We start from the raw sequence: 15,091 nt of genomic DNA, 5'->3' as shown, positions 1-15,091 counted from the left end.
CTGTCCTCCTATACAAAACGCGCGCTAGATGCTTTCGCTCTCTTTTCTTTTTTCACATAGCATTTTTCTAATACAGAAAAGCCCCACTGAATCAAACCACAGATCAAAATATACTGCAAAAATATTACAAAATAAGACTCAAAATACTGGTAACCGTAGGACGCTTCTACACGAGCAATAGCGGTGATATCCTTGATGGTCATAACAAAGACTAGGGAGGTCCCTTTGACGATATTGATCACCAGATTGGCCAAGTTAGGCAAGGCTGAGCGCAAGGCTTGAGGAAAAACAATCCTTAGATAGGCCTGGGTCGTAGTCAGCCCAATCGCATGCGCCGCCTCTAGTTGTCCCTTGTCCACCGTCAAGATCGCTGAACGCAAAATCTCCGATAAACTCCCGACTGTCATCAAACTATAAATGATAAAGGCATAGTAGAGAGGATCAAGCTTGAAAATATCAAAGTCACTTCCTATGCTTTTGAGAAATTGATTCAGCAAACTTGGAAACAAACTATAAAAGAAGAGAATCAATAAAATCGGAGGAGTCGCTCGGATAAAAGCCAGATAGACCAGAGAAAAACTCCTCACCCCTCGAACCTTGTAAATCTGCCCCAAGGCTAAAAATAGAGCTGGTAAAAAGCTTAGGACCATAGCCACAATCATGATAATCAAGGTGATTGGCACACCCTTCAAGGTCTCCAGAAAGGTCTTTACAATATAGTCTATATCCATTTCTTACCTCCCTTTTGTTTCCAAAGACTTCTCAAGCAAACGACTCAAACTAGAAATAACCAAGGCAATCCCCCAGTAAAGAAGCGCAACTGCCGTATAGGTTTCCAGAGAGTAGTTCCCTAAATTGCGACTGATCAAGAGATTCCCCGCCCCCATAACATCAACGAAACCAATCGTATAGGCCAAGGCAGCATCTCGCATGAGATTGAGTATAGCGGTCGTTATATTGGGAAGAGCAACTTGAAAAGCTTGGGGAAAAATGATTCTCCAAAAAGTCTGACTTGGAGTCAAACCAATACTAAGCCCGGCCTCTGTCTGCCCCTTTGGAATAGCTTGATAGGCCGCCTTGAAAACCTCGGCAACAATAGCCGCAAACAAGAGAATCATCGTCAGGAGAACAAAAATAGTTTTAGACCAGTTGTTGATATCCAAACCAAGCCACCATTTCAGAAATTCTGGCAAGCCATAAAAGACTAGAAAAAGCAAGACAATCGGCGGTGTACAACGTAGGGTAAAGATATAGCCTTTGGAAATCGCTGCAAAACTCTTGTCTTCTCCTACTTGTGCCCAGGCCAAGAGACCTCCAAAAAGGGACCCAAGAAGAGTGGTAAAAAAGAGAATGGACAAGGTCATAGGAAGTGCCTGCCATAAGGTTGGCAAAAACTGAAAGACCTTGGAAAAATCATAAGAAACCATGCAAAACCCTTTCTAGTCTTGGAATTTCTGGTCTAGTCTTTGTCTACATAACTAAAGACATCTTCTTTAAAGTATTGCTGAGATAACTTAGCAAGCGTTCCATCTTCCTTCAACTCTTTGATTGCTTTTTCATATTCTTTAGCGAATTTCTCACCCTTTTCATCACGGTGAATCAAGGGATAAGTTGGAATGCCCTTGTATGGGAACCAGCTGAGTTTATCCGCATATTGGTGGTAAGGGCCATCTTCTGCGGTAACTGCTTTTTCAAAGGACAGTTTGATATCAAAGAAGGCGTCATAACGTCCTTCCAAGACCCAGGCATAGGCATCTGCCACTTTAAAGGATTCAGCTGCTGTTAGCTCAATCGGTGCATCCTGATGTTTTTCATTGTAGCTGGTGATGACATTCCATTGAGCATTCTGTGGAGAGATGGGAACCAATTTCCCTTTATTCTTAGCAAAGTCATCAATGGTTTTGTATTTCTGTTCATCTTCTTTTCTGACAGTAAATCCGATGATGCTCGCTCCGACTGGTTCAGATGGAATGACAAACTTTTTAGCTCGTTCATCTGTGTACCAAGCTCCCTTGGTTCCGATGTCATACTTACCTGATTCCAGACCAATCAAGAGGTCATCATCACTGGTACCCGTATATTCAAATTGATAGTTTGCCAACTTCTCATCAACAGCCTTCAAAACAGCTACCTCATAACCATCTGATTCCCCTTTTTCATTGACAAAGTCATAAGGTACATAGTTTTGTGTATGGGCAACCTTCAAGGTTATAACTTCAGCAGACGAAGCCGTTTCTCCATCCTTGGCTGGAGCACCAGCTAAACTTCTCCCGATAATCGTTGCCCCAATTACTACAACCACTGCTACACCACCGATAATCCATGCTTTTTTACTCATCTTTTTCTCCTTTAGTTTTCAAGCGCTTCTCTCACCCACTGGATACGTTCAACTGCGATATCACTTGGAATGGTACAATCTGCCCCAAGTACCAAGCCCTGTTCCCCAGCTTCTGCAACTAGTTTCTTTGCTTCAGCCTGAATGGCATCCTTGCTACCAGTATACAGCAAGCCTGTCTTACCATTTTCAAATCCTCCAAGAACCGTATGTCCCTTGAAAATCTCACGACCTTCCTTGAGAGTGATTCCCTCTGGTCCTACAGCCCAGTTAAAGACTTGGGCTGGATAGTCTGCAAAAAGGTGAATATCATTTCGTGCTCCCTCGTAGCCACAGATATGAAGAACCGTGACACCACCAACAGCACTAGCTGCTTCCAGAACCGTTATCTCGCTAGGTGCAATGACGGCTTGATACTCTGCTGCCGACACTCGTTGATCTTGGATACTCTGCACGCTGAGGTAGATTCCATCAGCACCAGCCTCTTCGATAACAGCTCGGCTGAGACTCGCAATATCCTCTGCAATCACATCCAACACCTTCTTGAGGGCTTCAGGGTCTTCCACCAGAAAGTCCGCAATGAGGTCATCCCCACCAGATACTTCCCCCAGTAGCCACTTGAGATAGGTCACAGGAGCAAAAATATTGTAAATCGCAACGATATCTTCTGTAAACTCTTGCTTGATTTTTTTAACCAAGTCCACCTGCTCTTTTATCCAAGCGTGCTCTGGTCCGAGTGGTTGAATGGTTGCCAATTCTTGAAGTGATTTTCCTTTGGCAATCGCTGGATTTGGATAAGCAAAGTAGCCATCACTCATTAACTTGATAAAGTCCGGCTGAACTTCTCGGATAAAGCGCTTATGGCCCTCAATATTCTTCTCGATAATGACTGGGTTTGAAAATCCGTGTAGCCATTCGTCTTCGGATGTGAAATGGTGCCAAAAACCAACTGGCACACGATCAACCTTTTCACCTCTAAATGCTTTTAAAACCCATTCTTTTTTTTCTGACATTCTTATTCTCCATTTCTTACTTTTTCAACTAATAAACTGCTTGCGATATCATTCGAGCGTAGAAAGGGAAGACTGGACTTGGAAAAATCCTGAACTCCACGACATCTCTCTCCATTTTTGCAGTGCCCATTTTTTACGACGCTTATGGCAACCAAAGCCAGCAAACCGACAACTGCAATGAAGATTCCCCATCTTTTACTTTTCATAGCTCCTCCTTTTAGAGAACAGCTGCCTGCCGAATCCAGTCCAACCTCTCTAAGTCAAAGTCATCTGGAACAGTACAGTCAGCTCCCAGAAGAACGCCTTTATTACCAGCTTCAGCCAGCAACCGTCTTGTTTCATCTTGCAATTCCGCCTTGGAACCTTGATAAAGCAAGCTTTTCTTGCCGTTTTCAAATCCACCTAAAACGGCCTTGCCTGGAAACAACTCTTGCCCCTGTGTCAAACTAACATCCTCATGGTGGGTCGCCCAGTTGACCACTTGAGCTGGATAGTCCTTAAATATCGTCACATCATTGCTCGCACCTTCAAAACCACAGATATGGAGGATATTGGTCCCACCAACCTGATTGGCTGCCTCCAAAATCGCTATATTGCTCGGTTCGATATAGGTTTGGTAGAGTTCTGGTGTGATGCGCTCATCTTGAATTTCCTGGGTGCTGAGATAAATCCCATCAACTCCACCTTGCTGGATGATTTTCTGAGTTAGGATAGCAATATCTCTTGCAATCACATCTAGAATAGATCTGAGTTGCTCAGGATTTTCAAGCAATAGGTCAGCCACTTCCCTATCTCCTCGAGAAGTTTCTGTACGGAACCAACGCTTGAGGTAGGAGATAGGCGAAAAGATATTGTAGAAAGAAGCAATCTCTTCGGTAAAGGTCTCTCGAATCGCTTGTACCACTTCCACCTGTTGCTGAATCCATGGGTGTTCCTCACCAATCGACTCAATAGAAGTCAGCTCCTGAATGCTTGCAATCTTAGGACGATAGACATTACTTGGATAAAGGAAAAAACCGTCGCTCATAATTTTGACAAAATCAGGACGAATCCTTTCCACATAGCTGCGATGCCCATCAACACTTTTTTGAAAGATACGTGGATTATTTAATCCCTGCCCCTTTTCTTCGAGTGTTACAAAATGAAACCAAAATCCCACAGGAACTCTTTCCACTTCATCGCCTCGAATCGCTCTAAAGACTAGATCTCTTTTACTTGCCATACCTTTCTCCTTCCATTTGGATTGAAACCATCTTACCACTCCTTTTTTCCTTTTCCCAATATATATTGACTATCAACTCGATTAGAAATTTTTATATCTATAAAGAAAAAAATCCCTGAAAAGCTTGATGTTACTAGCCTTTCAAAGATTCACTTTATTTTCATCTATTTTCCAAAAAGAAGCTGATATAGATTTTCTATCAAGCCGATTGAATTTTTTTATATCCATCTTCATTCCAAAATTAAGTACATAATTTTATCCTAATACCAAATTACTACTGAAAAATTTCTTTTCTCTCGATATTTCCTTGCACAAATCCCATGAAAACGCTACAATATTAATAGACTATTATTAGGAGGATGGGATTATGAAAATATCCAAAGTTACCATTACAATTGCTTCTACACTTACTTCCGTCATTTTACTGACTGGCTGTGGCACAAATTCGGCAAATTCACAGACAACACAAAGTAGTACATCTGATAATCAGGTTACCATGACCTATGATCAGTTGCGTTCAAGAGAGAACACTATGTCAACTCTTTGGTATCAAAAAGCAGCTGAAACCAAGGCACTCTATCTACAAGGTTACAATGTCGCTACTGATCGTTTGAAAGAACTACTAAAAACACAGACAGATAAACCCTACTCTATCGTTTTGGACTTGGACGAAACCGTATTAGACAATAGTCCTTATCAAGCGCAAAATGTCAAAGACGGAACAGCATTTACCCCAGAAAACTGGGATGTCTGGGTAAAAAAAGCCGCAGCCAAGGCTGTACCAGGTGCTAAAGACTTTCTCCAATTTGCAGACCAAAACGGTGTCCAAATTTACTATGTATCTGACCGCACGATAGATCAGGTAGATGATACGATCAAAAACCTAGAAAATGAAGGAATTCCTGTACAAAGCCGCGATCATCTCATGTTCTTAGAAAAAGGCGTCAAATCTAAAGAAGGTCGTAGACAAGCAGTCCAAGAAAAAACCAACTTAGTCATGCTACTAGGAGACAATCTTGTGGACTTTGCAGAGTTTTCAAAGACCTCTGAAACTGAGCGCGACCAAAAATTAGAGGAATTACAAAAAGAGTTTGGTGAGAAATTCATCATTTTCCCTAACCCAATGTACGGATCATGGGAAAGCACTGTTTACAATGGTAATAAATTGGATGCCAAGGGTCAAACTGAAGAGCGCCAAAAAAACTTACAAGGTTTTGATAAATAAAATAAGGGAGCTATCTACCAGTTTACACCAACCACAAGATATCGTATTTGCGAGAATATCAAAAAGAGACGATTTCCAAGCGGAAATCGTCTTTTTTACTATTTTATCTTGTACTTGGTATAAACTAGTATATATTCCACTAGATAGTATGCTCTATCGCTTGTACCACTTCCACCTGTTGCTGAATCCTTGGGTGTTCCTCACCAATCGACTCAACCGATTGAATTTTTTTTATATCCTCTCTTTCATGGCAAAGTAAGCACGTATTTTGGGTGCCACTTGTGTGCCGAAGAGTTCAATAGCTCTCAGAACTTGATCATGAGGCATGGAACCAAGCGGTAGATGGAGCATAAAGCGGTCTAAACCTAAACCCTCAATCATGCGAATCAATTTTTCTGCCACCTGGTCAGGATTTCCCACAAACATGGCACCATTTGGTCCAACTTGCTCCAAATATTGCTCATAGGTCAACTCCTGCCAGTGTAGACGGTCCTTGGAAATCGCATCCACCACTTGCTTGGTCGGATGGAAATAATCTTTTACTGCCTGCTCGCTATCTTCCGCAATCCAACCCCAAGAATGAGCGCCCACTTTCAGGTTTTTATCTGCATGACCGGCATCCCTTCCAATCTCACGATAAGCTTGAATCAGCTTTTTAAAATAACGCGGATTACCACCGATAATGGCATAGACAATCGGCAACCCCGCCCGAGCAATCTTCACTGTTGACTCTACATGACCACCTGTCGCCACCCACAATGGCAATTTTTCCTGAACAGGACGGGGATAGACTTCTTTTCCAGCAATGCTTTGAGTCAATTGCCCCTGCCAGTTCACTTTGGTGTTTTCATTTGCCAACTGAAGCAGATCTAACTTTTCATCAAAGAGAGCTTCATAGTCTTTCAAGTCATAACCAAACAGTGGGAAAGACTCGGTGAATGAACCACGCCCAGCCATAATCTCCGCACGGCCATTTGACACCGCATCGATGGTAGCATATTGTTGGAACAAGCGAATCGGATCCATACTCGAGAGAATGCTGACCGCACTAGTCAAACGAATCTTTTTGGTATTCACTGCCCCAGCTGCAAGAATAATCTCTGGCGCCGATACCGCAAAGTCCTCCCGATGATGCTCCCCAATCCCGTACACATCCAAACCAACCTTATCAGCCAGCTCAATTTCTGCCACCAACTGACGAATGCGTTCATCATGACTGTAAAGTTGCCCAGTCGCTTCCAGAGCTGTTGTTTCACCAAATGTTGAAATTCCTAATTCTACCATCCCGTTTCCTCGCTATCTCTTTTAGCTTTAGGGTATTTTATCACTAATTAGTTTTATTTTCAATAAATTTGCTCATTAGAAAAAGCCTAGATGAACTAGACTTTCTTTGCTTATTCTACTGTTACTGACTTAGCAAGGTTACGTGGTTTGTCCACATCGAGTCCACGGTGGAGTGTTGCAAAGTAAGCGACCAATTGCGTTGGTACGACCATTGAGATTGGTGAAAGGTATGGGTGTACAGTCGTAAGGACGATATCGTCTGTCTCTTTAGCAACATTCTCTTCTGCGATAGTGAGAACCTTAGCACCACGGGCTGCGACCTCTTGGATATTTCCACGAGTGTGGTTAGCAAGGACTGGATCTGACAAGAGGACCAAGACAGGCGTTCCTTCTTCAATCAAGGCAATGGTTCCATGCTTGAGTTCTCCTGCCGCAAAGCCTTCACATTGGATGTAAGAAATCTCTTTGAGTTTGAGACTGGCTTCCATAGCTACATAGTAGTCTTGACCACGTCCAATATAAAAGGCGTTGCGAGTTGTTTCAAGAAGGTCACGAACCTTGGCATCAATGGTTTCTTTTTCAGAAAGAGTTGATTCGATAGACTGAGCTACGATTGACAACTCATGAACCAGATCAAAGGCTTGGGCTTTGGCATTGCCGTTTGCTTCTCCGACTGCTTTTGCAAGGAAGGCAAGGGCTGCGATTTGCGCTGTGTAGGCCTTAGTTGATGCTACGGCAATTTCAGGACCTGCGTGAAGAAGCATGGTATGGTTGGCTTCACGTGAAAGGGTTGAACCTGGGACGTTTGTCACTGTCAAGCTTGGAATCCCCATTTCATTAGCCTTAACCAAAACTTGACGGCTGTCAGCTGTTTCGCCAGACTGGCTGATAAAGATGAAGAGTGGTTTTTTGCTGAGAAGTGGCATACCATAGCCCCACTCAGATGAAATTCCAAGTTCAACAGGTGTATCCGTCAACTCTTCCAGCATCTTCTTAGAAGCAAATCCTGCGTGGTAAGATGTCCCAGCTGCAAGGATGTAGATGCGATCTGCATCTTGAACAGCCTTGATGATAGCTGGATCTACAACAACTTGACCTGCCTCATCCGTGTAGGCTTGGATGAGTTTACGCATAACCGTTGGTTGCTCGTCGATTTCCTTGAGCATGTAGTAAGGATAAGTTCCCTTACCGATATCAGACAGGTCAAGTTCGGCAGTGTAGCTAGCACGCTCACGACTGTTACCATCATAGTCTTGAACTTCGACGCTATCAGCCTTGACGATTACCAACTCTTGGTCATGAATTTCCATGTATTGGTTGGTCTCACGAATCATGGCCATAGCATCAGAGCAGACCATGTTATAGCCTTCTCCAAGACCAATCAAAAGTGGCGATTTGTTCTTAGCGACATAGATGACTTCAGGATCTTGTGAATCAATCAAGGCAAAGGCATAAGACCCACGGATGATGTGAAGGGCTTTTTTGAAGGCTTCAAGAACTGAGAGACCTTCTTCTTCTGCAAATTTCCCAATCAAGTGAACAGCGATTTCCGTATCGGTTTGCCCCTTGAAGTGGTGACCTGCAAGGTATTCTTCCTTGATTTCAAGGTAGTTTTCAATCACTCCATTGTGCACCAAGACAAAACGTCCTGTCTCAGAGCGGTGTGGGTGAGCATTGTCTTCCGTTGGTTTCCCGTGAGTCGCCCAACGCGTATGTCCGATACCTGTTGTTCCCTCAACACCAGCTGTCTTGGCAGACAATTCTGCGATACGACCAACAGCCTTGACTAGATGATTTTCAGCACCACCTAGGACAAAAATCCCCGCAGAATCATAACCACGGTATTCGAGCTTTTCAAGCCCTTGAATCAAAATATCAGTTGCATTTGTGTTTCCAACAACACCAACAATTCCACACATAGTATATACGACACAGACCAGCTGTGCTTTCTCCTTAAATTGGTATAGTCTAATTCTCGCTTTACGGAATCAGCAAAAACAGTATATACTTGTTTTTCTCACTTGTCAAGAATAAAAATTGGTATAGTTTTTTTATCTGGCATTTTATCAGAATTTCACTTGATACCTGACAAGTCAGCATCAATTACTTATAATAAAAAGAGGAGGTATTTGCCATGTGGTTTTTCTTCGCACTTTTATCAGCTATCTTTGCAGCCTTAACGTCAATTTTAGCCAAAATCGGGATTGAGGGAGTTCCATCCAATCTAGCAACCGCGATTCGTACGGTCGTTGTCATTCTTATGGCCTGGGCCATGGTTTTCTTGACCAATAGTCAGACCGAAATTGTCAACATCAGTAGAAAAAGTTGGCTCTTTCTCATCTTATCAGGCTTGGCCACTGGCACCTCCTGGCTCTGCTACTACAAGGCACTACAGATGGGCAATGCAACTGAGGTATCTGCTGTCGATAAATTCAGTCTCGTCCTTACCCTCGTTCTAGCCTTTTTCTTCCTACAGGATGTCCTGACGTTTAAAACAATTATTGGCTGTATCCTGATTACGATTGGGACCTTGGTGATGATATTGTAATAAAAAGTGAGATGAACGCCATCTCACTCTTTTTATTCTTAAAATCCATTATGATCACTTAGTTCCTTGAACCAGTGGCCTGATTTCTTCAGACGGCGTTCTTGTGTTTCCAAGTCTAATTCAACCAAACCATAGCGGTTTTTATAGCTGTTGAGCCATGACCAGCAATCAATAAAGGTCCAGATTAGGTAACCCTTACAATTGGCTCCGTCTTCAATGGCACGGTGAAGTTCACGCAGATGTCCTTTGACAAAGTCGATACGATAGTCGTCCTGAATCATACCATTCACACGGAATTTATCTTCACCTTCAACACCCATGCCATTCTCTGTCAACATCCACTCAATATTACCATAGTTTTCCTTGATATTTTGGGCGATATCATAAATCCCTTGCTCATAAATTTCCCAACCACGGTGGGGATTGATTTTACGGCCAGGCATAATATAAGGCTCGTAAAAATGTTCTGGCAAGAGTGGACTGTCTAGATGCTTAGCAAAACGTGGCGCCATAACGCGCAAAGGTTGGTAGTAGTTGACTCCAAGGAAATCAACTGTATTCTCGCGAATGAGCTCCAACTCTTCAACAGTGTACTCTGGCAGCAAATCATGTTCAGCTAAAATTTCCACCAATTCCTCTGGATAAGCTCCCAAGACAGACGGATCTAGGAAAGATTGGGCTTGGAAGAGATCGGCAATGCGAGCTGCCTTGACATCAGCAGGATGCTGGCTGCGTGGATAAGCCGGTGTCAAGTTAAGGACAATCCCAATCTTGGAATCAGGCAAAACCTCATGACAGGCCTTAACCGCAAGACTACTAGCCAGTTGCGTATGATAGGCAACCTTAACCGCCGCTTTGGCATCTACCTTGTGAGGATAATGGGCATCATAAAAATAACCAAATTCTACGGGTACGATGGGTTCATTGAATGTAATCCATTGGTCCACCAAGTCGCCGTAAGTTTCAAAACAAAAACGAGCATAGTCTTCATAAGCCTTGACAGTTGCCTTATTTTCCCAACCATCGCCGTCTTCTTGGAGGGCAAAAGGCAGGTCGAAGTGATAGAGATTGACTAAGAGACGAATCCCCTTGGCCTTAATAGCCTCAAAAACCTGACGGTAGAAAGCCACCCCTTGAGGATTGACTTCTCCACGGCCTTGTGGGAAAATACGAGACCACTGGATAGAAGTTCGGAAGGCTGTATGCCCAGTCTCTACCAAAAGCTCAATATCCTTTTCCCAGTTTTCGTAAAAAGTCGATGTTTTATCAGGTCCAATTCCATTATAGTAACGATTTGGCTCTACTTGGAACCAATAATCCCAGAGATTGTCCCCCTTGCCGTCACCAGACACGCGCCCTTCAGTTTGCGGTCCAGAAGTGGAGGAACCCCAAACAAAATCCTTTGGAAATTTTAGCATAGCTTTACCTCTTCATTTACTCATTTTCCCCATTATATAGAAAAAACAAGGTAAAAACTAGTTACATTTTTGCCTTGTTTTTCTTCTGATTATAGTTTTTATTTCTTGCTGAGGATTTCAAGCGTTTCAAGCAAGTTGTCTGCATGAACTTCGATGGTGTCACCAGTCGCCTTAATCTTAACTTCTACGATGCCATCGGCTGCTTTCTTCCCAACAGTAATACGGATTGGCAACCCAATCAAGTCGCTATCGCTAAATTTAACCCCGACACGTTCGTTACGGTCGTCTGTCAAGACTTCGTAACCAGCTCCCATCAAGTTTGCTTCAAGTTTCTCTGTCAAGGCTTGCGCTTCTTCATCTTTGGCATTGACAGTGATCAAGTGCACATCAAATGGTGCCAATTCTTTAGGGAAGTTAACTCCCCAAGCATAACGGTATTCCCCTTTAGGCGTTTTGTTAACAAAGAGGCGAGCGTGTTGCTCCATAACTGCTGAGAGAAGACGGCTAACACCAATACCGTAACATCCCATGATAATTGGCACAGCACGACCATTTTCATCCAAAACATCTGCACCCATGCTTGCTGAGTAGCGAGTTCCGAGTTTGAAAATATGACCAATCTCGATACCACGGGCAAAGTTAAGAACACCTTGTCCGTCTGGTGAAATTTCACCCTCACGAACTTCGCGAATATCTACGTATTCTGCAGTAAAATCACGACCTGGGTTCACACCCGTCAAGTGGTAGCCATCTTCGTTAGCCCCCACAACAGCATTGCGAACATCTTGTACCTTACGGTCTGCAATGATTTTCACATTTTCTGGCAAACCAACTGGGCCAAGCGAACCAAAGCCAGCTGAGATAACATTTGCTACTTCTTCCTCGCTCGCAACATCAAAGAAATCTGCTCCCAAGTGGTTTTTCAACTTAACTTCATTGAGTTGGTCATTTCCAACTAGAAGGGCTGCAACAAGCTCACCATCTGCCATGTAGAAGAGGGTTTTGATTGTTTGTTCTTCTGGGACATTTAGGAAGGCTGCAACTTCGTCAATAGATTTAACACCTGGTGTTTCCACGCGAGTTACTTCTTCTTCAGTAACGACACGGTTGCTTGGTTTGTACTCGTTTGTTGCCATTTCTAAGTTAGCTGCATAGCTAGACTCACTTGAGTAGGCAATGGTGTCTTCACCAGAAACCATCCATTTGAGCAATTCTGCCTTGATTTCTTCTTGCACTTCTACAGGAATTTCATCAAATGAGGCAACTGACTTGTCTAATACAACCCAGCGGTCAAGGTCGGTACGGGCTGGTGTAATGGCCATAAATTCTTGGCTATCCTTACCACCCATGGCGCCACCGTCACCGATGATGGCCTTGAAATCCAAACCACTACGAGTGAAAATTCGTTCATAGGCCGCCTTGTACTCGTCATAAGTCACATCCAAACTATCGTAATTAGCATGGAAACTATAGCCGTCTTTCATGATAAATTCACGCGTACGGAGAAGTCCGTTACGTGGACGTTTTTCATCACGGTATTTCGGTTGGATTTGGTAAAGGTTGAGTGGCAATTGCTTGTAAGATTTGACAGAGTCACGAACAATAGCTGTAAAAGTTTCTTCGTGTGTCGGACCTAGGATAAAGTCTGACTTTTCACGATTTTTCAGTTTATAAAGGTCTTCACCATAGGTTTCATAACGGCCTGATTCACGCCAAAGATCGGCACTGAGAAGGGCAGGAGCCAACATCTCCACCGCACCAATCTTATCAAACTCTTGGCGCATGATATTCTTAGCCTTTTCAATCACACGGTTAGCGAGTGGTAGGTAAGAATAAACACCGGCAGAAACTTGACGGACATAACCAGCACGCAACATAAGGGCGTGGCTGATAACTTGAGCATCGCTTGGCATTTCGCGAAGCGTTGGGATTAGCATTTTACTTTGTTTCATAATATTCCTCGATTATCTAAAAGAAGAGTCGCATAATGTCATTCCAGGTTACAGCTAGCATCAAGACAACCATGATAACTACACCAGCCATGGTGACATAGGTTTCAATTTCTTGTTTAAGGGGTTTCCGGCGGATAGCCTCTAGGATATTGAGCACAATCTTTCCACCATCCAAAGCCGGGATCGGAATCAAGTTAAAAATTCCGATATTGATGGAAATCATAGCTAGGAAGTAGAGGACATTCTCAAGACCATTTTTAGCAGCATCGCTACTTGCCTTAAAAATGGCAACGGGACCACCGAGTTTGTTCAAATCTGGATGGAAAATCAAGTTTTTCAGAGCCGAAAGGATACGGAGCCCTGAATCAGCAGCTGTCGTAAATCCACCAACAAACATGGATAGAAAGTCTGACTTGACCCCCGGTTGAACCCCGAGAATATAACGTCCTTGATTTTCTTCTGGAGTCACAGGGACTTGTTTTTCGCTACCATTTTCAGAAATAGTCACATCCAAGGTCGGGGCAGTCTTATCCTTGGTATCTGCTTCCACAGCCTGGGTCAAGTCTTGCCAATTCTTAACCTCATGCGAGCCGACCTTGGTAATTTGAGCGGTCTCAGCTACACCTACCTTAGCCAAAGCTCCCTCTGGCATGACATGAAAGAGATTGGTCTGAGTATCTCTAACACCGCCTTGCAAAAAGATCAAAATCCAAAAAACAACAACACCTAAGATAAAGTTATTCATAGGACCTGCAAAGTTGGTGATGAGCTTACCCCAGATAGAAGCATTTTGATACTGTACATCCAGAGGAGCAATGCGCACTTCGGTTCCGTCTTCTTCAACCACCGTTGCATCATGATCCACTGCAAAGGTCTTTTCTTCTTCCAAGACCAAGCCTTTAATGAAGAGCTTGTCTTCAAAGTCAAACTGAGTTACCTGCATAGGAAGAGACATTTGATCCAACTTCTTCCCTGAGAGGTTGATCCGTTTGACCTTACCATCATCGGCAAGTGTTAAACTGACTGGAGTTCCTGTCTTGATTTCTGTCGCATCATCACCCCAGCCTGCCATACGAACATAGCCTCCTAGAGGAAGGATTCGAATGGTATAAGCAGTGCCATCCTTACCGATATGGGAAAAAATCTTGGGCCCCATACCAATGGCAAATTCACGAACTAGAATGCCCGATTTCTTGGCAAAATAAAAATGTCCAAACTCATGCACCACCACAATAATCCCAAAAACGAGGATAAAGGTTAGCAATCCAATCATTCAATATTCCTTTCTTTAAAACAGGCCAAATAAGTGCATCATTGGAAACACAATCAGCATGCTGTCAAAGCGATCCAACACACCGCCATGTCCAGGGATAAATTTTCCAGAATCCTTAACACCAAAATGGCGTTTCATGGCACTCTCAATCAAGTCACCAAACTGACCTGCCACACTGAAGAAGGCAGCAAAGAGACTCATTCTATAAATCCCATAAGGAAGAGCAACTGTGCTGTCCACTAACATGAAAATCACTGTTATCAGTACCGCACCTAGAATACCACCGACAAAGCCCTCAATACTCTTATTAGGAGAAACTCTTGGTGCCAACTTATGTTTACCAAAATTCATCCCTGTCAGGTAGGCTGCGCTATCTGTCGCCCAAACGATAAAAAGGGCCAAAAGTACCTTGTCAAAACCTGCCACCCGAGCATCTAGTAAGGCATTGAAGCCAAAACCAACATAAAAGCTCACAGCAATTGGAAAAGCGGCATCTTCAATTGTATAGTTTTTACTGAAAACGGTCGTCCCTAGCATTATGGTAATCAAAACACTGTAGGCAACCACATTCCCATCAACAGGCAAAAATGTTAGGTAATTTTCTAAAGGAACTGTGAGAGCGAAGGTCGCAAAAAGAGTCAAAGCACCCTCAATGGTCATAGTCTTTAGCCCCTTCATGTGCAAGAGTTCATGGACGCCTAGCATCGCTAACAAGCCAATCCCTATCTGCAACAGGAGCCCTCCCACAAACAAGACTGGAAGGAAAATCGCCAGGGCCAATACCGCAAACAATGTTCTCTTTTGTAAATCCTTGGTCATAT

At 43.3% G+C, this 15,091-nt stretch carries 14 protein-coding genes; 2 read left to right on the top strand and 12 right to left on the bottom strand.

Annotated features, from left to right (window positions below; genetic code table 11):
• Positions 1–8: 8 nt before the first annotated feature.
• From M1F63_RS01435 to M1F63_RS01410, 6 genes are read right to left on the bottom strand one after another with little or no spacing between them, the layout of a single operon-like run.
• Positions 9–731 carry an amino acid ABC transporter permease gene (locus M1F63_RS01435; RefSeq protein WP_000350564.1) on the bottom strand — a complete coding sequence of 241 codons (723 nt, stop codon included), beginning with the start codon at positions 729–731 and terminating at the stop codon, positions 9–11.
• Positions 732–734: 3 nt separating this feature from the next.
• Entirely contained in the window at positions 735–1,427 is a 693-nt protein-coding gene (locus tag M1F63_RS01430; protein WP_000255460.1) for an amino acid ABC transporter permease, read from the bottom strand.
• A gap of 32 nt (positions 1,428–1,459) precedes the next feature.
• Positions 1,460–2,338: a transporter substrate-binding domain-containing protein gene (locus M1F63_RS01425; protein ID WP_000037011.1), complete on the bottom strand. Its 879-nt coding sequence runs from the start codon at positions 2,336–2,338 to the stop codon at positions 1,460–1,462.
• Between the two features lie 11 nt (positions 2,339–2,349).
• On the bottom strand, positions 2,350–3,348 hold the full coding sequence (locus tag M1F63_RS01420) for a uroporphyrinogen decarboxylase family protein (RefSeq protein ID WP_001290985.1): 999 nt from the start codon (positions 3,346–3,348) through the stop codon (positions 2,350–2,352).
• 2 nt (positions 3,349–3,350) lie between these two features.
• On the bottom strand, positions 3,351–3,554 hold the full coding sequence (locus M1F63_RS01415) for a hypothetical protein (protein WP_000837737.1): 204 nt from the start codon (positions 3,552–3,554) through the stop codon (positions 3,351–3,353).
• An 11-nt stretch (positions 3,555–3,565) separates the two neighbouring features.
• Positions 3,566–4,570 (bottom strand): uroporphyrinogen decarboxylase family protein, encoded by a 1,005-nt coding sequence (locus M1F63_RS01410; RefSeq protein ID WP_247940550.1) that lies wholly within the window; start codon positions 4,568–4,570, stop codon positions 3,566–3,568.
• Between the two features lie 367 nt (positions 4,571–4,937).
• Between M1F63_RS01410 and M1F63_RS01405 the strand changes: the two genes are divergently transcribed.
• The gene (locus M1F63_RS01405) at positions 4,938–5,795 is read left to right on the top strand and encodes a 5'-nucleotidase, lipoprotein e(P4) family (protein WP_000703387.1); all 858 of its coding nucleotides are present in this window, start codon (positions 4,938–4,940) and stop codon (positions 5,793–5,795) included.
• Positions 5,796–6,026: 231 nt separating this feature from the next.
• Here the strand turns inward: M1F63_RS01405 and M1F63_RS01400 are convergent, their stop codons facing one another.
• Together M1F63_RS01400 and glmS are read right to left on the bottom strand one after the other, a co-directional pair.
• Positions 6,027–7,079, bottom strand: a complete 1,053-nt coding sequence (locus tag M1F63_RS01400; RefSeq protein WP_206283880.1) for an LLM class flavin-dependent oxidoreductase — start codon at positions 7,077–7,079, stop codon at positions 6,027–6,029.
• 110 nt (positions 7,080–7,189) lie between these two features.
• Complete coding sequence (gene glmS / locus M1F63_RS01395; RefSeq protein ID WP_247940549.1) at positions 7,190–8,998, bottom strand: glutamine--fructose-6-phosphate transaminase (isomerizing); 1,809 nt, start codon at positions 8,996–8,998, stop codon at positions 7,190–7,192.
• Between the two features lie 215 nt (positions 8,999–9,213).
• Between glmS and M1F63_RS01390 the strand changes: the two genes are divergently transcribed.
• Positions 9,214–9,627: an EamA family transporter gene (locus M1F63_RS01390; RefSeq protein WP_247940548.1), complete on the top strand. Its 414-nt coding sequence runs from the start codon at positions 9,214–9,216 to the stop codon at positions 9,625–9,627.
• A 38-nt stretch (positions 9,628–9,665) separates the two neighbouring features.
• Here the strand turns inward: M1F63_RS01390 and M1F63_RS01385 are convergent, their stop codons facing one another.
• From M1F63_RS01385 to M1F63_RS01370, 4 genes are all read right to left on the bottom strand, one after another.
• Entirely contained in the window at positions 9,666–11,045 is a 1,380-nt protein-coding gene (locus M1F63_RS01385) for a glycoside hydrolase family 1 protein (RefSeq protein WP_247940547.1), read from the bottom strand.
• Between the two features lie 98 nt (positions 11,046–11,143).
• On the bottom strand, positions 11,144–12,997 hold the full coding sequence (locus M1F63_RS01380; RefSeq protein WP_247940546.1) for a proline--tRNA ligase: 1,854 nt from the start codon (positions 12,995–12,997) through the stop codon (positions 11,144–11,146).
• Between the two features lie 16 nt (positions 12,998–13,013).
• The gene (gene rseP / locus M1F63_RS01375; protein WP_247940545.1) at positions 13,014–14,270 is read right to left on the bottom strand and encodes an RIP metalloprotease RseP; all 1,257 of its coding nucleotides are present in this window, start codon (positions 14,268–14,270) and stop codon (positions 13,014–13,016) included.
• Between the two features lie 15 nt (positions 14,271–14,285).
• The gene (locus tag M1F63_RS01370; RefSeq protein WP_063645813.1) at positions 14,286–15,089 is read right to left on the bottom strand and encodes a phosphatidate cytidylyltransferase; all 804 of its coding nucleotides are present in this window, start codon (positions 15,087–15,089) and stop codon (positions 14,286–14,288) included.
• Positions 15,090–15,091: the final 2 nt, after the last annotated feature.

It is taken from the genome of Streptococcus oralis (genome assembly GCF_023109155.1).
GTDB classification, from domain to species: Bacteria; Bacillota; Bacilli; order Lactobacillales; family Streptococcaceae; genus Streptococcus; species Streptococcus oralis_BZ.
This window is presented reverse-complemented; position numbering and strand designations above follow the sequence as displayed.